General features: G+C 58.5%; 17 protein-coding genes and 1 pseudogene. 11 read left to right on the top strand and 7 right to left on the bottom strand.

Features of this window, described 5'->3' with window-relative positions:
- The first annotated feature begins 40 nt into the window (after positions 1–40).
- The 5 genes from CLU84_RS10165 (at position 41) to CLU84_RS10145 (ending at position 6,413) form a co-directional block, all read left to right on the top strand.
- Positions 41–952: a pseudouridine synthase gene (locus tag CLU84_RS10165; RefSeq protein ID WP_099737061.1), complete on the top strand. Its 912-nt coding sequence runs from the start codon at positions 41–43 to the stop codon at positions 950–952.
- Positions 953–1,036: 84 nt separating this feature from the next.
- Positions 1,037–1,585 carry a TetR/AcrR family transcriptional regulator gene (locus CLU84_RS10160; RefSeq protein WP_099737970.1) on the top strand — a complete coding sequence of 183 codons (549 nt, stop codon included), beginning with the start codon at positions 1,037–1,039 and terminating at the stop codon, positions 1,583–1,585.
- 6 nt (positions 1,586–1,591) lie between these two features.
- The gene (locus CLU84_RS10155; protein WP_099737060.1) at positions 1,592–3,712 is read left to right on the top strand and encodes an MFS transporter; all 2,121 of its coding nucleotides are present in this window, start codon (positions 1,592–1,594) and stop codon (positions 3,710–3,712) included.
- A gap of 2 nt (positions 3,713–3,714) precedes the next feature.
- Positions 3,715–4,956, top strand: coding sequence for an HlyD family secretion protein (locus CLU84_RS10150; RefSeq protein ID WP_099737059.1), 1,242 nt, complete (start codon positions 3,715–3,717; stop codon positions 4,954–4,956).
- Positions 4,953–6,413 (top strand): efflux transporter outer membrane subunit, encoded by a 1,461-nt coding sequence (locus tag CLU84_RS10145; protein ID WP_099737058.1) that lies wholly within the window; start codon positions 4,953–4,955, stop codon positions 6,411–6,413. Before CLU84_RS10150 ends, CLU84_RS10145 begins: the two co-directional genes overlap by 4 nt.
- On the opposite strand, the gene CLU84_RS10140 is transcribed toward CLU84_RS10145, so the two are convergent.
- On the bottom strand, positions 6,395–6,868 hold the full coding sequence (locus tag CLU84_RS10140) for a hypothetical protein (RefSeq protein ID WP_099737057.1): 474 nt from the start codon (positions 6,866–6,868) through the stop codon (positions 6,395–6,397). The two genes, CLU84_RS10145 and CLU84_RS10140, sit on opposite strands and share 19 nt — an antisense overlap.
- 103 nt (positions 6,869–6,971) lie before the next feature.
- Complete coding sequence (locus CLU84_RS10135; protein WP_099737056.1) at positions 6,972–7,748, bottom strand: type 1 glutamine amidotransferase; 777 nt, start codon at positions 7,746–7,748, stop codon at positions 6,972–6,974.
- Positions 7,749–7,970: 222 nt separating this feature from the next.
- Between CLU84_RS10135 and CLU84_RS10130 the strand changes: the two genes are divergently transcribed.
- On the top strand, positions 7,971–9,884 hold the full coding sequence (locus CLU84_RS10130; RefSeq protein ID WP_199173719.1) for a potassium transporter Kup: 1,914 nt from the start codon (positions 7,971–7,973) through the stop codon (positions 9,882–9,884).
- Positions 9,885–9,957: 73 nt separating this feature from the next.
- On the opposite strand, the gene CLU84_RS10125 is transcribed toward CLU84_RS10130, so the two are convergent.
- Positions 9,958–10,287, bottom strand: coding sequence for a carboxymuconolactone decarboxylase family protein (locus tag CLU84_RS10125; RefSeq protein ID WP_099737055.1), 330 nt, complete (start codon positions 10,285–10,287; stop codon positions 9,958–9,960).
- A 186-nt stretch (positions 10,288–10,473) separates the two neighbouring features.
- Between CLU84_RS10125 and CLU84_RS10120 the strand changes: the two genes are divergently transcribed.
- From CLU84_RS10120 to CLU84_RS10110, 3 genes and pseudogenes are all read left to right on the top strand, one after another.
- Positions 10,474–11,601, top strand: coding sequence for a suppressor of fused domain protein (locus CLU84_RS10120; protein WP_099737054.1), 1,128 nt, complete (start codon positions 10,474–10,476; stop codon positions 11,599–11,601).
- A gap of 207 nt (positions 11,602–11,808) precedes the next feature.
- The gene (locus tag CLU84_RS10115; RefSeq protein ID WP_099737053.1) at positions 11,809–12,342 is read left to right on the top strand and encodes a GNAT family N-acetyltransferase; all 534 of its coding nucleotides are present in this window, start codon (positions 11,809–11,811) and stop codon (positions 12,340–12,342) included.
- Between the two features lie 145 nt (positions 12,343–12,487).
- Positions 12,488–13,596: pseudogene (locus tag CLU84_RS10110) on the top strand (IS3 family transposase).
- An 88-nt stretch (positions 13,597–13,684) separates the two neighbouring features.
- On the opposite strand, the gene CLU84_RS10105 reads toward CLU84_RS10110, so the two are convergent.
- On the bottom strand, positions 13,685–13,939 hold the full coding sequence (locus tag CLU84_RS10105; RefSeq protein WP_099737052.1) for a helix-turn-helix domain-containing protein: 255 nt from the start codon (positions 13,937–13,939) through the stop codon (positions 13,685–13,687).
- A 118-nt stretch (positions 13,940–14,057) separates the two neighbouring features.
- Between CLU84_RS10105 and CLU84_RS10100 the strand changes: the two genes are divergently transcribed.
- On the top strand, positions 14,058–14,558 hold the full coding sequence (locus tag CLU84_RS10100) for a hypothetical protein (RefSeq protein WP_099737051.1): 501 nt from the start codon (positions 14,058–14,060) through the stop codon (positions 14,556–14,558).
- A gap of 918 nt (positions 14,559–15,476) precedes the next feature.
- On the opposite strand, the gene CLU84_RS10095 is transcribed toward CLU84_RS10100, so the two are convergent.
- The 3 genes from CLU84_RS10095 to CLU84_RS10085 all read right to left on the bottom strand — a co-directional run bounded on the left by CLU84_RS10095 (position 15,477) and on the right by CLU84_RS10085 (position 18,455).
- Entirely contained in the window at positions 15,477–15,884 is a 408-nt protein-coding gene (locus tag CLU84_RS10095) for a nuclear transport factor 2 family protein (RefSeq protein WP_099737050.1), read from the bottom strand.
- 54 nt (positions 15,885–15,938) lie between these two features.
- On the bottom strand, positions 15,939–17,375 hold the full coding sequence (locus CLU84_RS10090) for an aldehyde dehydrogenase family protein (RefSeq protein ID WP_099737049.1): 1,437 nt from the start codon (positions 17,373–17,375) through the stop codon (positions 15,939–15,941).
- A 495-nt stretch (positions 17,376–17,870) separates the two neighbouring features.
- Positions 17,871–18,455 carry an NADPH-dependent FMN reductase gene (locus CLU84_RS10085; protein ID WP_099737048.1) on the bottom strand — a complete coding sequence of 195 codons (585 nt, stop codon included), beginning with the start codon at positions 18,453–18,455 and terminating at the stop codon, positions 17,871–17,873.
- Positions 18,456–18,489: 34 nt separating this feature from the next.
- Here CLU84_RS10085 and CLU84_RS10080 point away from each other — a divergent pair, with 34 nt between their 5' ends.
- On the top strand, positions 18,490–19,206 hold the full coding sequence (locus CLU84_RS10080; protein ID WP_099737047.1) for a GntR family transcriptional regulator: 717 nt from the start codon (positions 18,490–18,492) through the stop codon (positions 19,204–19,206).
- Positions 19,207–19,311 lie beyond the last annotated feature (105 nt).

Raw genomic sequence — 19,311 nt, 5'->3', positions numbered from 1 at the left:
AAGTCGTTGGAGGCCCCTTCGCGCACTAAAATTGTGCGCCATGCACAACTCTCATGATCCCAAAGTCTTGCCGCAGCGCGATGGCATCAGTCCCAGCTGCGTGGTGGCTCCCAGTCAGGGTGAGGGCTTGTTGATCGATTTTCTGTGTGAACGCCTGCACACGGTGGGCCGCGTTGAATGGCTGCGCCGCATGGCGGTGGGCGAGGTGGTGTGCGAGACGGGGGAGCAAGCCGGGCAGGGCAGCTTGTTTGCCCCCGGCCTGCGCTATTACTACTACCGCAAGCTGGATAGTGAGCCCGAGATTCCGTTTGTGGCCGAGGTGGTCTACCGCGACGAGCATTTGCTGGTTGCAGACAAGCCGCATTTTCTGCCCGTGGTGCCTGCGGGCCAGTATCTGCAAAACACCTTGCTGGTGCGCTTGAAACGCGATTTTGATGTGCCTGAGCTCTCGCCCATTCACCGCATAGACCGCGACACGGCGGGGCTGGTGGTGTTTTCGGTGCAGCGCGCTACGCGGGGCGTGTATCAGGCCTTGTTTCGAGAGCGGAGCATTCACAAGAGCTATGAGGCGGTGGCGCCTTACCGGGCTGATCTAGCATTCCCGCGTGAGCATGTGAGCCGCATGGAAGAAAGCAGCCAGTTCTTTCGCATGCATGAAGTGGCGGGCGAGCCCAATAGCCGCACGCAGATGGACATCATCGAGCACAACGACGCATGGGCGCGTTACCGGCTCAGCCCGGTATCCGGCAAGCGCCACCAGTTGCGCGTGCATATGCTGGCGCTGGGCCTGCCGTTGAAGGGCGATGCGCTGTATCCCGAGGTCAACGATGCGCTGCCGGGTGACTACTCCAACCCTTTGCAATTGCTGGCGCGCAGCCTGGCATTTGATGACCCGCTGACCGGGTTACGCCGTGAATTTTTCAGCCGTCGTAACCTGCTGCCGCTGATTTAAAAACCACTTTTTCTGACCCTGAACCGACAAGGGGAAAATGTAGGTGCAGCCATTATCGGACAAAGTTGTCCGATAATGGCTGCAATGTCCACACCACGCCCCCCATCCGCCGAACGCCGCGCCCAGTTGCTGGATGCGGCCGATGCCGTATTTGCCGAGCATGGCGTGACTGCGCCATTGGACTTGATTGTGGAACGCGCCCAGGTGGGCCGAGCCACGCTGTACCGCCAGTTCCCAGATCGTCAGGCCATCATGCTGGCGCTGCTGGAGCGTTCGGTAGAGAAGACTCGCACCGCTGCCTTTGCGCTGCGCGATGACGATATGGCCTTCTTCAAGTTGCTGGCGCTGGTGGCGGATCGCATCGCTGTGTCTGCCACGCTGGTCGATTACTGGCGCACGGTAGAGCAAGGCGACGAGGAAATCGCACGGGCACGCCACCAGATGTGGCTGGTGTTTGAAGAGCCCATGAAGCGCGCCGTGGTCAAAGGCCTGTGCAAGCAGACGCTGAACTCCAAAGAGCTTTCGCTGGTGTTTGGCATGCTGGGCGGTGCACTTCGCGGCGAAACCCCTGCGCAGCGCAAACAACTGGCCCGCCGCGCTTTGCAAATCATTCTGGATGGAATCAAGGCCTGAGACGGTATGAGCCAAGCCGCAGCACCAACCCCCAGTACTGCTTCCGCAGCGCCGGCCATCCCTCTGGGCCCTGTCATCTTGCTGCGTCGCCCGCCGGACTGGGCCGAGCATGAAAAACCTGCGCTGCCCGGCTCGCCGGCCATGCCGCATCACCTGCCATGGGTGCGCGTTTGCTATGGGTTGATTGCCGTTTTGCTCGGGCTGACCGGTGGTCTTGGGAATGCTTTGTTTAGCGCCAACCTGCCAACAATTCAGGGGCAAATGGGCCTGACTTCGGTCGAAGCCGCATGGCTGAGCGGCGCTTACGTCATGTTCAATATGACGGCCAATCTGCTGGTCTACAAATTTCGCCAGCAATACGGCATGCGCTTGTTTACGGAGATCGGGTTGGGTGTTTACGCCGCGCTGAGCGTGCTGCATCTGGTGCTGGGCAGCTATGAAAGCCTGATTTTGCTGCGCGCTGCCAGCGGCTTGGCGGCGGCAGCCTGCACCTCGCTGTGCACGCTCTACATGCTGCAGGCAGCGCCGCGCACCTATGTGCTCAAGATGCTAGTGCTGGGCGTGGGCGTGGTTCAACTGGCCACACCACTGGCCTGGATCATGTCGCCGGGGCTGCTCTACAACAGCGAATGGCAAAACCTCTACCTGTTTGAAGCCGGGCTGGCGCTGCTTTCATTTGCTGCCGTGGTAGTGCTCAAGCTGCCCTCGGGCATGTATATCAAAGCCTTTGAAAAGCTGGACTTCGTCACTTTTTGTCTCATGGTGCCAGGCCTTGGCCTGCTGATTGCCGTGCTGGTTCAGGGCTATTCGCGCTGGTGGTTTGATGCACCCAGTCTGGCCTGGATGCTGGTGGGCGCAATTGCGCTGCTCAGCACAGCGCTCTACATCGAGCACCACCGCACCAACCCCATGGTTCATACGCGCTGGTTTATGCAGTGGCCTACCGTGCGTTTTGTGGTCGGCGCCATCTTGCTGCGTTTTTTAACGGCTGAGCAAAGCTATGGCGTGGTGGGCTTGATGCGCACACTGGGCATGACCACCGACCAGATGCAGCCGCTGTTCGGCGTCATCTTGCTGGGTACCATGATAGGGATTGGCTTGTCTGCGGCCACCTTCGGCATTCCTCATTTAGGCAAGCAGATTCTGGCTGCTCTGGTGTTGCTGGCGCTGGCCGCTTTTCTGGACTTGCACCACACCAGTCTGGATCGGCCCGCAGACTTTTTCTTCAGCCAGTTTGTGCTGGCCGTCGGCACAGGCATCTTCATGGGACCGCTGATGATGATGGGGCTAGCACTGGGCCTCAAATACGGTGCCAACCACATGCTCACCGTGGTGCTGACTTTTTCCATGACGCAGGCCATGGGCGGGCTGATCGGCTCGGCTTTGCTGAGCACTTATCAGGTGCACCGGCAGCAGGTTTACTCCGTCGCGCTGGTCGATCAGCTCAGGCCCACCGACCCCGTGGTGGCCGAGCGGCTCAAGCTGCAAGCGCAGGTCTATGGCCGCGTTACCCCAGACACAGCCATGCGCACCAATCAAGGCACGCTACAGCTATCGCAAGTCGTGCGGCGCGAGGCCAATATGCGCGCCTATAACGATGTATTTGCACTGACCGCTTGCATCGCCATGGGTTATTTGCTCTGGCTGCTGTGGGGTGCTTTGAACGTGCGCCGTGCCATGGCCCGGCTGCGCGCCCTGACGCGGCTCAGCGGCAATCAAGTGGTGGCTGCAGCGGGTACGGATGGCGTACCCCAGCGTGCGCCATCGGTCGCCAGCACTGCTGCCAGCACTATTGCCACGGCTGCAGAGAGATCAGCCGAGCCACCCCATGCCGGCCGCGTGACCTTCGTCGTGCAGCCCACAGAAACCGATGCTCGGGGCGATGTGGAGGAGGGCCAGCAAACCCCTTGTGCCAGCCCCGTGCGAACGGTCGTGATTGAAGGCGAGCAGGCACAGCAGCTGTCTGCCGCAGCGCAAGCGGCAGAGGCGGGTGAACAGGCCGTTCTGGCCAGCCGCGACCCGCTGCAAGACAACCCTCAGGCCCTTGCGCTTGAAGAAGCGCTGGAGCGAAAAATCACCCCGCAAGCCCCGGCCAATGAACTCAAACCGATAACACCAAGAGATTGAGCATGAGCGACAGTCAAAAAAACACATCTTCCGCCCAGGCGTCCGCACCATCGCCTGCACCGGCTCCGGCCTCAACTCCGGCTGCGGCTTTGCCCCCTACGCCCAAGAAAATCAGCCCCTCACTGCGCAGTGTGCTCATCATGGCGCTGGTGGCGCTGGTCGGCATCTTGCTGGTGCTGCGTGCCTGGAATCTTTTCCCCTTCAACAGCTCGGTGGTGACCACGGACAACGCCTATGTGCGCGGCGCTGTCACCGTGCTGGCGCCGCAGGTCAATGGTTATGTGACCGAGGTGCTGGTCAAAGACTACGAGCAGGTCAAGGCGGGCCAGCCGCTGGTGCGTATTGACAGTCGCACTTATGAAGCTGCAGTGGCGCAGGCCCAGGCCCAATTGGCTAATGCACAGGCGCAGCTCAGCAACTCCGAACAGGCGCAGGCCCAGAACAGGGCCACGCTGGGTGCCAGCCGCGCAGGCCTGGCGGCGGTGCAGGCTGAGGCAGAACGCTCGCAGGCTGAACTCAAGCGCGTGCAGGAGCTGGCCGAGCGCGGCTCGGTTTCATTGAATGAACGGGACAAAGTACGCGCCACCTCCCGCATGGCCAGCACCAATGTGGCCAAGGCGCAGGCCGATATCGAAATCAATCAAGAAAAAATCAAGGCCACCATCGTGGGCCGCGATTCGCTCAAGGCGCAGGTGCAGATGGCAGAGGCCCAGCTGCGCCAGGCCCAGATCAATCTGGACAACACCGTGGTTCACGCGCCCAGCAACGGGCAGGTCAGCGAAGTGTCCGTGCGCATGGGCCAGTACGTGGCGGCGGGGACCCAGCTCATGTATGTGGTGCCGCCCACCTTCTGGGTGGTGGCCAATTTCAAGGAAACGCAGACTGCTCATGTGCAGATGGGTCAGACCGTGCGCTTTAGCGTGGATGCGCTGGGCGGCGTGTACCTGAATGGTCATGTGCAGGAGATCGCTCCGGCCACGGGCTCTGAGTTCAGCGTGCTCAAGGCCGATAACGCCACTGGCAATTTCACCAAGGTGGTGCAGCGCCTGCCCATCAAGATATCCATTGATGAAGGCCAGAGCGAAGCCGCACGCCTGCGCCCCGGCATGTCGGTGATCGTGCGCCTCGATACGGCACAAAATACGGCGCAAAAAGTAGAGCGCCCTGCGCTTTCCCAGAAAGCGGCTGAGGCCGATTTGACTCAAAAATCTGCAGCGCCTGCTGCCGAGCAGGTCAAGCCATGAAGCGTTCCATGAATGACCTGATGCGGCGTGCCGTGCCCATGGCCGCAGCGCTGCTGCTGACCGCTTGCAGCGTACCCAGTCTGACCCATGCCCCCAGCAGCGCTCAGCCCGCCGTGCCTGCAAGCTGGAGTCAGTCTGGCAACAAGGCCGCGGCCGTTCAAGCCCTGTGGTGGCAAGCCTTTTCAGATGCGCAATTGAGTCGCTGGGTAGAGCTGGCGCTGGAACGCAATAACGACGTACTCACCGCCATGGCTCGTGTCGATGAGGCGCGTGCCAATGTCGATGTGGCCGGTGCGGGCGCCATGCCTCAGCTCGCCGTCAGTGCGCCGGGCTCGGCAAACCGCAGCCTGAGCGCCAGAACTGGCCAGATGGTGCATGTGCGCTCGGCCCAGCCTGTGCTGCAAGCCAGTTGGGAGCTGGATTTGTGGAACCGTCTGGGCAGCCTGAGCAAAGCGGCTGATCTGCGCCTGCAAGCCAGTCAGGCCGATCGCGATGCTGTGCAGCTCATGGTGGCCGCCACCACGGCCCAGGCCTATATCGGCCTGCGATCGCTGCAGGCACAAATCGCTGTAGCTCAGTCCACCGTGCATTCGCGTGAAGAGGCCGTGCGCCTGCTCACCGATCAGGTGCGTGTGGGCTATATCTCGCAGTTGCAGCAAAGTCAGGCGCTGGCGGAGCTGGAAAGCGTCAAGCAATCGCTGGAGCAGCTCACTCTGGCGTTGCAGCGTCAGCGCATTGCGCTGATGCAGCTGGTGGGGGGCTCTGGTGATGCGCAGGCGCAAGAGCTGGTGCAGGCGACGATGGCTGATGGTGCCGCTTTCAGCTCCATGGCCTTGCCTGTGATGCCAGCACCGGGCTTGCCTTCCAGCTTGCTGGAGCGCCGCCCCGACATCGCCCGTGCCCAGCTGCAACTGGCCGCCAGCGACAGCAACCTGGCCGCCCAGCGTGCCGCCTTTTTGCCACAAGTGAGTTTGAGTGCCAACCTGGGCAGCCTGTTCATCAACGCGCTGGATTACAACCCGGCGCGGATCTGGTCACTGGGCGGCAGCATTCTCGCGCCACTCTTTAGCGGTGGGCGTTTGCAAGGCCAGTTCGATGCCGCCAGCGCCCAGCGCGATCAGGCGGCCTACGCCTATCGCGGCGTAGTCATCAAAGCCTTTGGCGATGTGGAGACGGCGCTGGTCAGCACCGAGCATCTGCAAACCCAGTGGCAGCGAGCCAAAGAGCGTGAAAAAGTGCTGAGCCAGACGCTGGGCTTTGCCAAAGATCGCTATGACGCAGGTTACGCCAGCTATCTGGACCAGCTGGATGCACAGCGCAATCTGTTCGGCGTGCAACAAGAAGTGGTGCGCCTGCGCCAGTCACAGCTGGAAAATGCCGTGGCGCTGTATCAGGCGCTGGGCGGCGGCTGGCAGAATGCGGCGCAGTCGCCAGAGACTCAGGCCGCCTTGAAATAAAACCACGCGCCCCAGGCCAGCGCCACCAGTATCAGCGCGAGCCAGAGGATGCCGTGGCTGCTCTTGACCTCACCCGGCGCGCTTGAGGCGGCATTGGGTGGGGTGGGTTGATGCAGGGCTGTTTCCAGGTTCAAGGGTTCGCCCTGCATGGCTTCGTCTATACGCTCCTTGGCTTCGGCCAGTCCAAGCCCTGTGGCTTCTTTGAGCAGCTTGACGGCTTCCAGCTTGTTGCCGCTGGCCATGGCGGCGTGAATGCGCAGCTCGACGCTGGCGGGGATGGCGCTGTTCAATGTCGGCGGTGAATCTGCGGCATCGGCATCGGCGTCGGTAGATTCAAGCAGCTGCTTGGCCTCGGCCAGCCCCAGGCCGCTTTGCTCGCGCAGCAGCTTGATGGCCAGCACCTTGCTGCCACTGTTCCAGATGGAGAGTATTTCGGCGGGAACCGGTGTGCTCATGCGCGCTTTCCTTTTGAGGCCGGGCCGGCCGGCGGTTGATATGCCAAGGCTTGCAGCTTAACTTCTGTCTGGTTCTGAGCTGTCATTGCCCATGCTTAGGAATTCATAGCGTCATGCGCAGGTAATCACTGGACTTGAGCCTGATTTTATCGAAAGTGGAAGCCGCGACTGGTACTGATACGGGTCGATCCAGGTTGGCTGTCCAGGCTCCGTAGGTGCGCAAAGCCATGGTGTGCAAGGCGGCGATATGCAGCGGCAACTGGGCCAGAATCTGGGCTTTGCTTTGCACCGCTGGGCCTTGGGCCTGGAGCAACTCGTCATGACCGTCGCTGCACCATTGGCGCACGCTGGCTTCGGTCACCTCCAGATGGCCTTGAAACGCCCAGTGGCGACCATGGACAAAGCCTTTGTTCAGGCAATGCTGTCCGTACATGGTGCGCGTGGCGGCCTGGGTAATCTCGAAGGTGTCGTAATGCCAGTTAAACAGGATGGCTTGTGCGGGCAAATCCATTAGCTGCTGGGCGCATGGCGTGATGTGGACCTGGCTCCAGCCGATATTGGGGCAGGGGTTGCGCCAGACGCGGGCACCCATGGCACGGGCCAGCATCTGGGCCCCAAAGCAGTGACCAAGCACAGGAACATCGTGCTGCAGCGCGCTTTGCAGCAGGCAGCGCTCATCGTCTATCCAGCGCAGCTGCTCGTTGGCGCAGTGGTTGCTGCCCAGTACGATGATGCCGCGATAGTCGCGTGCATCGGCTGGCGCCGAGCCTTCGGCGCAGGGGTCCAGCAACACATGGGCAATGTCTTGCTGACGCAGATGGTCTAGCAGGATGCCGGGGCCTTGCGAGGCTTCATGCTGGAGGATGGCGACAGGCTTCATACGAAAGCGGGCTTGAAGACTCAAGCCGGTGGTTGTGATGCCTTGAATCTAGGGATTCGGGTCTCAAGCCCTTATATGGTTTGCGCTGCCTGCTATCAAGATTGCATCAAGAGCAAGGGTTCTGAGTCCTGAATGACAGAGGCTTTTCAATTTCTCAAGCCATGCCATACTGACCCGAAGCCGCGCGCCGGAACGCGGCCTTTATCACTGTAAAGCACCGCTATGTCACAGAACAATCATGGGCTTCAGGGGGATGGAAGCAAGGGGCAGGGCAGCAGCCAGTCGGCTTTGACGCTGGCGGCTCTGGGGGTGGTTTTTGGCGATATCGGCACCAGTCCGCTTTACGCCTTCAAAGAGGCGTTTGTCGGCGGCCACGGGCTGGGGGTCTCGCCAGAGAATGTGCTGGCCGCGCTTTCGGCGCTGCTGTGGGCTTTGATCATCATCGTGGCAATCAAATATGTCTGGCTGGTACTCAGCCATGACAACGATGGCGAAGGTGGCGTGCTGGCCCTGACCGCGCTGGCGCATCGGGTGATGGGTGATGAGTCTCGGCGCTCGCGCTTTGTTGTAGGGGCGGGCGTGTTTGCCGCGGCGCTGTTCTATGGCGATGCCATCATCACCCCGGCCATTTCGGTGCTGTCGGCCGTTGAAGGCATGAGCATTGCCACGCCAGAGTTTGAGCATTTCATCGTGCCCATCACCATCGGTATTTTGATCGGCCTGTTTTCCATTCAGATGAAGGGCACCAGCGTAGTGGGCAAGCTGTTTGGGCCGGTCACCGTCGTCTGGTTTCTCTGTATTGCCTGGGTGGGTGTGGCCAGTATTTTGCAAACGCCGATGGTGCTGCAGGCCGTCAACCCGGTGCATGCGCTGCGCTTTGCGGTGCAGCACACGGACAAGGCTTTCTTCCTGCTCTCCGCCGTATTTCTGGCCATGACCGGGGCCGAGGCGCTGTATGCCGATATGGGCCACTTCGGCAGCCGCGCCGTGCGGCTGGGCTGGTACGGGCTGGTGTTTCCCAGCCTGATTCTGAATTACTTCGGTCAGGGCGCGCTGATACTGCGTGATGCGGCGGCGGCCAGCAATCCCTTCTTTTTGCTGGCTTCGCCCTCGTGGCTGCTGGTCTTTGTGGTGCTGGCCACGGCGGCGACGGTGATTGCCTCGCAGGCCACCATCTCGGGCGCGTACTCCATGACGCTGCAGGCCAGCCGCCTCGGTTATCTGCCGCGCGTGCGTGTGCTGCACACCTCGGACCAGGAGCAGGGCCAGATCTACATTCCCAGTGTGAACTGGCTAATGCTGCTGGCGGTGATTGCGCTGGTGCTGGCCTTCAAATCCTCGGGTGCGCTGGCGGCGGCCTATGGCATTGCGGTATCGGGCACCATGCTCATAACCACCATGCTGGTGGGCTTTGTGGTGTATCTGGGAAGGCGCCCCTTCAGGCGGGTGACGCTGGCTGCGCTGGCCTGCTTTGCACTGCTGGAGATTGGATTTTTTGCCTCCAACCTGACCAAGCTGGAGCAGGGCGGCTGGCTGCCGCTGACGCTGGGTGCACTGATCTTTATTGCGCTGACGACCTGGCGCGACGGCACGCAGCGAGTGGCCGAGCATCGGCGGCGTCTTGATATACCCATGGCCGATTTTCTGAGCACGCCCATGAAAGGCGTGCCCGTGGTGTCTGGCACGGCTGTGTATCTGACTTCAGACCCCAAGCTAGTGCCTAACGCGCTGTTCCACAACCTCAAACACTTCAAGGTCATGCATGAGCAAACGGTGTTTTTGCACGTGGTCAACGAGAACACGCCGTATGTGCACACCGCGCAGCGCCTGCAGCTCAAGCGCCTGTGCAGTGGCGTGTGGACGCTGGACATGCATTTTGGTTTTCGCGAGCAGCCCGACATTCCCACCGCTCTGAAGCTGATCACACCGGATGCGAAAGGCGAAACCCCCAACCTCAACCCCATGACCACCAGCTTCTTTGTGGCCCGAGTGCAGGTGATGAACGGGCCTGGCGGTCTGCCCAGCTGGCGCTGCGCCCTGTTTGGCTGGATGACGCGGCAGTCCGCCAGTGCGACCACGTATTTCAAGCTGCCTGCGAACCAGGTGGTGGAGCTGGGTACGCAGGTCGTGCTTTAAATCAATCAATAAATTTGCCTATAGCAGCGCAGGCCCAAGCAGATCAAGCGTTGGCTGCTATTGTGTTTAGGGCTTATTCACCCAGTGCGTCCAGTGCGCGGGCCGAGTACACCATGGCCGCACCGGCATTCAGCGCCACGGCGACGCCCAGCGCTTCGGCAATTTCTTCCTTGCTGGCACCGGCAGCCTTGGCGGCCTTGGTATGCACAGCAATGCAACCGTCGCAGCGCGTGGTCACGCCCACGGCAATGGCGATCAGCTCACGGGTCTTGGCGTCCAGGTGGCCGGTCTTCCTGCCAGCGCTAGACAGCGCCTTGTAGCCCTCCATGGTGCCGGGGCTCAGTTCAGCAAATTCACCCAATCGGCCAGCCAGTTCCTTGCGGTATTCGTTCCAGTCCAGCATATGTTGCTCCTTGTGAAGAAAGTGTTGATTGTGTGCCTTAGCTATAGGGCGTTCAAGCGCCATGTGGTGAGGGCTGAGCAGGCTTGAAAGCCATGTAGGCGCGAAACGCTCGCTCACATTTCCGTTTGTAACCCCGCTCAAGCGGCTTTCTCCTGCATGGATACTCAGTGCAAAGGAGAAAAAGCCATGAATTCCCGCAATACCCACGACTCTGCCCCTCAGAACCCTGAGGAAGAGGGCTGCCAGGGCTGGGGTGCAATCGACGCCGCATTGCAGATGGTTTATGGCGACCAGCAGCCGGCGCATTACGGCACGGCCATCAGGTTCCGTCTGGGTGGGGCTGACCCGCTGGACGGTATCAGCGTCTACCGCAGCGAGCATGGCGGGCCTCACTGGCATTACGTCACCTACGGCTTCAGCGACCTGTATGGCGATCTGGACGACAGCTATGATATCGCTCCGGAAAAGCCTAGCGGCTACGGTTTTGAGATGACCTTCAGGCTGGCGCGTGATGTGGACGAGCAAGAACCACCGGCTTGGCCTCTGAATTTTCTGCAAAACATGGCGCGCTATGTCTTTCGCACCGGCAACGTCTTCGCGCCCGGCCACTGGATGACGGCCAACGGCCCCATCAAGACCGGAGCCGATACGCTGCTGACCGAAATGGGCTTTGTGCCAGACCCCGAACTGGCCCCCATCCACACTCCCTATGGCGACCTGATATTTTTGCAACTGGTGGCGCTGACCAGCGATGAGCTGCGCGAAGTGGGCCGCTGGAATGTGCAGGGCGCGTTGCAAGCCATGCTGCCCTATATGCCGCTGTGGATTGCCAACCTGGCCCGCCCCAGTCTGCACGAGCTGCCCGATGTGCAGGCCGCCATTGATGCTGGCGCTGCCCGTGATGGCTCCAAGACTGGCGTGCTCTATAACGATGTGCTGGGCTTTACCCAGCGCAAGCGCCTGCTGCGCAGCCCGCAGACCGTCATCAAGCTCGGCAGTCTGGGCGTGCGCGACCTCAAAGCCATGCTGCCTGCGCGCCTGCCGCATGGTCGTCCCTTGATACTGGCGGGCGACGGCTCCACGCTGGAGCTGGTGCCTGCAGGCGACAGCGAAGGCGGTCTGCTCGACTGGCATAGCGACCATGAGCTCAAGCTCAGCCTGACCCCCGCGCAAATGCAGGCGTGGAAGCAAGCCGTTAAAGGCCGCGACGGCGAATACACCGTGCCCGGGTTGGCTGGCTTGGTCTGGCAGGTCAAAACCAGCATGATCACCGACGACCACGGCAAGGTCACTGGAGCTTATGTAGAGCAATAAATCATCAAACTTGATAGCTGCTTACGCCTGATAGATAAGCGCCAGAGACTTATTTGGCTTCAATTAAGAAAGCAGCCCGCTCTGTGCAGTTAACGGGAGCTTAATTCACGTAACTGCCTATTTGCCCCCGCGTTGCTGCCGATAATAGGCAGCCAGCAAGCCTGCCGCCCGTGAGCATTGGGGCAGGGCCACGCTGCCGGAGAAACAATGAACGACCTGCAAATAGTGCAATGCACGCACCAGCGCCACGCCGCCGCCATTCTGGACATTTTTAACGACGCCATAGCCAACTCCACCGCGCTCTACGACTACCAGCCGCGCACCGCGCAAAACATGGTCAGCTGGTTTGATGCGAAGAGCGCTGGTGGCTTTCCCGTAATTGGTATAGAAGACGCCGCTGGCGAGCTTCTGGGCTTTTGCTGCTGGGGCAGCTTTCGCGCCTACCCGGCGTATAAGTACACGGTCGAGCATTCTGTCTATGTTCACCCCGCGCATCGCGGCAAGGGTCTGGGCCTGCGGTTGATGGAGCTATTGATTGCAGAGGCAAAGCGCAGGGGCGATGTGCATGTGCTGGTCGGCGCGATTGACGCGGCCAATGCCGCAAGCATTGCACTGCACCAGCGACTAAGCTTTCAGCATGTGGGCAATATGCCTCAAGTCGGCTTCAAGTTTGGCCGCTGGTTGGACCTGGCGTTCTACCAGTTGCTGCTGGATACGCCCCTGCAGCCCGTTGACGGCTGAGCCCGGATGTCAGGTCTCTAGTGATTTGCTGCTTAAAAAAACAAGCACACCTTTTTCAGAAGTGGCTCCGGTTTTTTGAACAAGTAGCTAAGCGAGATCTTTCCGTAAAAATGGCCCTGGGACAGGGCCGAATTTGGAGAGATCTATGAGCATCAAATCAAGACGTAAACACAGCGCCACCTTCAAAGCCAAGGTCGCACTCGAGGCGGTGCGCGGTGAGTGCACCGTGGCTGAGCTGGCTCAGCTGTATAAAGTCCACCCCAGCCAGATTGCCGATTGGAAGCGGCTACTGCAGGAGCTGGCTGCCGATGTCTTCGGTGCAGCGCTGGCTCCCGCAGCACCTGCGGTGGATCTCAAAAAGCTGCATGCCAAAATTGGACAGCTGACCTTGGAGAAGGATTTTTTGCACGGTGCGCTGAGCAAGGCGGGATTGCTCAGCGACAAGTGATGATTGACCGTCGCCATGGCCTGCCAATCAGTCGCCAGGCACAGCTCATGCGCATCAGCCGAGGCTCTGTCTATTACCGCCGCAAGCCACCATGTGATGGCCAAGTGCAGTTGATGCACAGCTTGGATGCTTTGCATGTGGCCCATCCCTTTGCAGGCTCCCGCATGCTCAAAGGGCTGCTGCAGCGTCAGGGGCATTGAGTGGGCCGCAGGCATATACGGACGCTGATGAAACGCATGTGCATGACACCGCTGTATTGCAAGCCCCGCACCAGTGCACGTCATCCGCAGCACAAGGTCTATCCCTATCTGCTGCGCAACAAGACGGTCACGCATGCCAATCAAGTCTGGGCCATGGACATCACCTATGTGCGCATTTATAAAGGCTGGCTCTACCTGTGCGCCGTGATCGATTGGTACAGCCGCAAGGTGCTTGCCTGGCGGCTGTCCAGCACCATGGATGTGGAGTTTTGCGTGCAGGCAGTGCAAGAGGCCATTACCCGCTGGGGAACACCTGCCCTCTTCAACACGGATCAAGGTAGCCAATTCACCAGTGATGCCTTCACCGCACAGCTCGGGTGCCATGGCATACGCATCTCCAGGGATGGCAAGGGGGCTTGGCGTGACAACGTCTTTGTGGAGCGCCTGTGGCGTTCCATCAAGTACGAAGAGATCTACCTTAAAGCCTATGACAGCGTGCGTGCCGCACGCTGTGGAATTGCGAAATACGTGCAGTTCTACAATTCAAACCGCCCTCATCAGGCGTACTTTGCAGCATTGCCGTTTGCACCAATGCAAGCTGCATAGCCCCGAGGATCTCGCTTAGGCACTGGGTTGAGTTGTTCAAACCACTGGGACCACTTCTCACGTCGTCGGGAGATGTTTAGGGGGAACTTTAGGAAGTTGACCGGGCGACGCGAAGCCGCACTGCCTTTACTAGGTCCTCAGGCTCCACTGCTAAAGCTTCGGCCAACTGAAACGTGACGCTAAGCGACGGCTGTGTGCTAGCAACTTCCAACCTCGCGATATACGTGCGATGAACTCCTGCCCTAAAAGCGAGTTCTTCTTGGCTGATCCCGATCAGACCACGAAGCGCTTTTACCTCAGCGGCGACGGCTTGACGGAAATTGAGATCGGAAACACTTGGCACCCGCCCACTATCGCGGCCCTGAATCACTTATGCACCAGCATTAATGATACATAATTACCGCCCGCACACCTAGCCAGGGTCCTCTGGGCTTGGATGTGCAAGTTATCTGCGCAATTTCATGTTTCTCACTACAGACGCCAACAAGCATCCTCTTTCAACAATTTACGGTAAAGGCAAACATCTTTGGACAGGTATCGATGTTCAGATACGTCGCCCATGGCTCCTTGTCGATTTCCAGTTAACGCTACGCGATGAAGATGGCGACGAGCTCACATGCACAAACACCGTTCTACTCTCCGGTTCAGAAGACGTATTGGGTTTGGCAGCGCAGAACGTCCGGATACTTGCAGTGCAATTGTTGACCCCGCACCATAACTTCAGAAGTGGTGGTTGGGCCATAGATCGCCTGACAGGTATCTGGGAGTGTGATGATCCGGCAGACGTTCGCATCAAGGCCAGGGTCTACGCAAAAGAAGATGGCAGCAACCACCTAGACTCCCTGTTTGGGGGGCAGTTGATCACGCTGACAGCTGGAAATTGCTTCTGGATCTACCTTAATGCGCTGCAGATGATGAAGGCGGAGTTAATGAGTTCAACTGATCATTTGTGCTGTAGCTAAGAAAATTCTCGTGTCCTTACCGCACGTGGGCGGAAAGTGGATTGAGCTCACTTTGACTTAATGCAACAGGGCAGGGGCGTTCTTGGACAAATTGCTGTTCAGCACGCGATAGTCTTACCGCATGAGTCGGCCCTGTAAGTCACGCTAACGCACCACCAACTGGAAACAGTACAACGCAGCCCTTAAACCCGGCGTGATTCATTCCTATAGACTCCTATTTGAACGGAAATAGGAGGCTTTGAACTATCTACAAAACGCTGGTCGATTCAGTTCTATCCAACAGGTGGAGGGAACACAATTACAGCTGTTTCCACGGCCGCCGAAAGCGGGATGATCGCCCTTCATATTGGCGAGAAAATGGTGAGGATTTTGAAACCGGCGAAGCTCACCTTCGAGTCCTTTGGAAACGGCACGAGATGGAGCTACTTCCGACTCGAAGCTGCGTCGGTAGCACCAAGTGGCGTCAAAAGTGCGCTCAATCTTGAGAGAACCTCTGAGGCGTTGACTGAGATCTCGCCAGGGCACTACGAATCTTACGATATGCTAGGCATATGGCGAGTACAACGGAGAGCCGTTGCCCGACTCGGCCAGGCCTGCCGCTCGCTATCTCAAAGGTGCATTTGTCTTCTTTAGCACACGCTCTGCTTACAACACTGATCCCAGCACCTACGATGCAAGGCACAACAAAATGTCCGAAGAGCAGTTCAGGACTTACATCGCGCGGAATTTACAAAGCGACGAATCAACTTGTGTAGGGCTGTATAGATGACCGATTTAGGGCAATGAGCTCATGAGAGCAAACGTCTCTTGAGGGTCGAACAGCGACAGCCGCAAACGGCCAGAAGCGGTCACGTAGGTTCATCAAATGAATGACGGCTTCTGACGGTGTCCAGTTAACCTACTTTTGTGATTAATTGCTCAAGATACGCTCATTTCAGTGGGCGTGGTCTGAAAGGCAATCTGACGCCACTGGCCCTCGTGTTGGGTCCAGACTTGAAGAACTTGAGAGTCAATCCGAACGGTGCCGCTTCCATCTTTTCTGACTGCGACCAGTAACTGTCGGCCAGTCATCACGGCAGTTTCTCCCAGCACCTGGACGCGAAGATTGGAACGATTGATCTGCTCATAGTTGACGTGCGTTCCGCCAGAGCGGAAATAGCTTTCGTAGCTATCCACTTGGCCTTTCGCGTGGACATGTGTGAGGTCCGGGTGCAACAACTGCTTGAGCCGATCAAAGTCGCCCCTTTTCATGGCATCGCAGCGTAGCTTTTCGCGTTCAAGAATTTGGGCTTCGACTTGGGTTGAATTAGCTTCGGTATTAGGCATATTTGGGACTAGGTGTATGTGAATCTTGAACTCGATGGCAGTTGAACTGCCTGCTCAGGCACAGGTGTACGAAGTTTTGACAACAGTGAAAAATTCCTGGGAGTAGCGACCTTGTTCGCGGGGCCCATAGCTCGAACCCTTGCGTCCACCGAAAGGAACGTGATAGTCCACTCCCGCGGTGGGCAGGTTGACCATCACCATCCCGGCTTGGCTATGGCGCTTGAAATGGGTTGCGTGCTTCAAGGAGGTCGTGGCGATCCCCGATGCCAGACCAAAAACCGTATCGTTGGCTGTGGCCAGTGCATCCTCATAGTTCTTCACGCGGATCACGCTGGCCACCGGGCCAAAAATTTCCTCGTTGTTGATGCTCATTTCAGAGGATGACTCGCTGAACAAGGCTGGCGACATGTAGTAGCCATCGTTGACGAGCTTCAATCGCTCGCCTCCTGTTGCCAGAGTGGCGCCTTCGCTCTTGCCGATCTCGACATAAGCGAGGTTCTGCTCCAACTGCGACAAAGAGGAAACCGGTCCGATGTCAGTACCTGGGTCAAGTGCATCACCAATCCTGATATGAGTCATGCGGGCCTTCATCGCCTCGATGAACTGTGGGTAGATGCCATCTGTCACGATCAAACGGCTCGAAGCGGTACAGCGTTGACCGGTCGAGTAAAAGGAACTTTGTACGCATAGTTCAACAGCCTGGCTGAGATCGGCATCATCCAGCACAACTTGCGGGTTCTTGCCTCCCAACTCCAACTGCACTTTCTTGTGAGTTGCAACGCATCGAGCCGCAATATGACGGCCGACACCCGCAGATCCCGTGAAGCTGATGGCATGAATGCCTGAGTGCTCAACCAATGCGCTGCCAATCACGCTGCCGCGGCCCATGACAAGATTGAACACGCCGACCGGTACGCCGGAGCGGTGGATGATGTCCGCCAGGGCCCAGGCGCTGGCAGGTACCAGTTCGGCTGGCTTGAGAACCACACAGTTCCCGAAGGCCAACGCAGGTGCAATCTTCCATGCAGGAATCGCCATCGGAAAGTTCCAGGGGGTGATGAGGCCGATCACGCCCACAGGTTCGCGCGTAATCTCGATACCGACACCCGGACGTACCGAAGGCAGCACCTCCCCAGAAAGCCGAAGGCACTCGCCAGCAAAGAACTTGAAGATCTGGCCTGCTCGGGTCACTTCGCTCACACCTTCGGTCTTGGTTTTGCCTTCTTCGCGTGAAAGTAGCGTTCCAAGCTCCTCCTTGCGTGCAAGAAGTTCATTGCCGATCTTGTCCAGCGCGTCCGAGCGCACTTGGATGTTGCTGGTTGCCCAGGCTGGAAAGGCTTGCGTCGCAGCAGCGACTGCGACGTCGACATCCGCTGCGCCACCTTGCGCATATTCAGCGATGACGTCCTCCAGGTTGGAGGGGTTGATGTTCGGTGAATAGCTCGCCCCTCTTGTCCATTCTCCGTTTATCAATAGATCGTGCTGATTCACACATAGCTCCGTTCGGGTTGTGAAAGACCAAGACGCCGGTGCGCGAGGTCTGAATGCCGCTGCTCGACTGCCGAGACAACGCTAAAAACAAGCCATTGAGTAGCACGCTGCCGGCCCGCGCGGGGATTAAGAGGTCAGCGTATGGATTCAATGTTTATGCGTAATATGAATTTTATGCACAAAATTAATTTTCGACAAAGCTCTTCTCAGGTTGGAAAACCTGCATGGCGTCTTATGGCGATAGGGCGTTGGGAGAGAATCAGCGGTGAGCTGACAGGTCCAGCGATCTGACCTCTGCGGGCATCAATGGCTTGGGCGCATCAAGCCTCTGGGCTGCGAAAAACATTCATCGCGAGAATGGCGAGAATCCGATGTCGGATGTTCTGCAAAGCCGGGCGCCAGGAATACGTGGCACCGGCGATGCATGGATACGAGGGCTCGCCCTTTGGCAAATGCGAAACAGCTTTCAATAGAGCCCTCGTAGACGAGGCTGAATCAGTCCTGCTTTGTCCGTGCAGTTTGCCAGCGGATTTCATTGATCAGATCGTCCAAGCCTGCTTTGATGAAGTTCAGGGTCGACTCGTCCACCAGCTTTCCATCTTGAATACGGGTCGCGACACTGGCAATGGCGATGTGCTGGCGCACCAATGGACGAGCAAGCGTAGCGGATAGGGCGTCCCGGATCTGGGCCTGGGCTCGAACGCCTCCAGCCGTGCCAGGTGATGCGGTCATGATGAGTGCCAGCTTATCCTTGAGCGGCGATGCAAACCCAGGGCGCGAGGCCCAATCGATTGCATTCTTGAGCACACCAGGGATGCCGTAGTTGTACTCGGGCGAGCAGATCACCAGACCATCCGCTTCTGCAATCGCAGTCTTGAGCCGTTTCACTGCTGGCGGTGGCGTGTCCCCGTCGAGGTCACCGTTATATAGGGGGACGTCATCCAGGGGCAACAACTCCATGGTGACCGTTGGTGGAAGCAGGGGGGTGAGGCTGCGAAGTACTGCTCTGCAGTGGGATGCACTGCGAATACTGCCTGAAATCGCAACGAGGCGAAGCGGGGTGTTGATGTCTACTTTCACTGAGGTTTACTCCTTCTTTCAATCTCCCAAGTTTATGCATAAAATCAAAAACATGTATAAAAAAGATGCCCCCACCAAAGCCCCAACCTTGATCGATCAGGCATTTGCACAACTGCGTCAGGATGTGCTCAACGGCACATATGGTGGCGGCGTGAAGCTCAAGCTCGATGAGTTGCAGACAGCCTACGGCTTTTCAAGCAGTCCGCTGCGCGAGGCTCTGAGCCGCTTGGCTCAAGAGGGATTGATACGCGCCGACGAGCGCCGAGGTTTTCGCGTTACCGCCATTTCTGCCGACGATCTGGCCGATATCACGCGCATGCGCATCATGTTGGATTCGCAAGCGCTTCGTGAATCAATTGCCTATGGCGATGACGCATGGGAGGCGTCGGTTGTAGGAGCTTTTCACCGCTTGGAAAAAGTGGAAAGCCGACTCAGTGACGGCCCCGTAGTGCTGGATCAGGGGTGGACCGATATGCACACGTCGTTCCACATGGCGCTGCTTTCGGCCACTCCTTCCGAGCGGCTGCGCACTTTGAGTGCCAGCCTGTTCGACCAGGCTGAACGATATCGCCGCTATTCAGCTCGCTTTCGCAAGACCTTCAAGCACAAATCAAATGAGCACCGCAAGCTCATGGATGCCACGCTGCGAAGGGACGCAGACACAGCGTGCGCGCTACTGGAGGAACATATTCTCAGTACGCAGCGGAATGTGATGGAGGTTTTGGAGAAGGTGGAGAAGCAGCCAAGCTGATTCCATATTTCAGCGAAATGCCCGTCGAATTATCTCCTGACGTAGAGGCCGCTCTCTTAGCTAGCCGGTGCCAGGCGAACGCTGTTGAAGCCATCCTCATGCTGA

Origin of the sequence: Comamonas sp. 26 (genome assembly GCF_002754475.1) — a bacterium.
GTDB lineage: Bacteria > Pseudomonadota > Gammaproteobacteria > Burkholderiales > Burkholderiaceae_C > Comamonas.
This window is presented reverse-complemented; position numbering and strand designations above follow the sequence as displayed.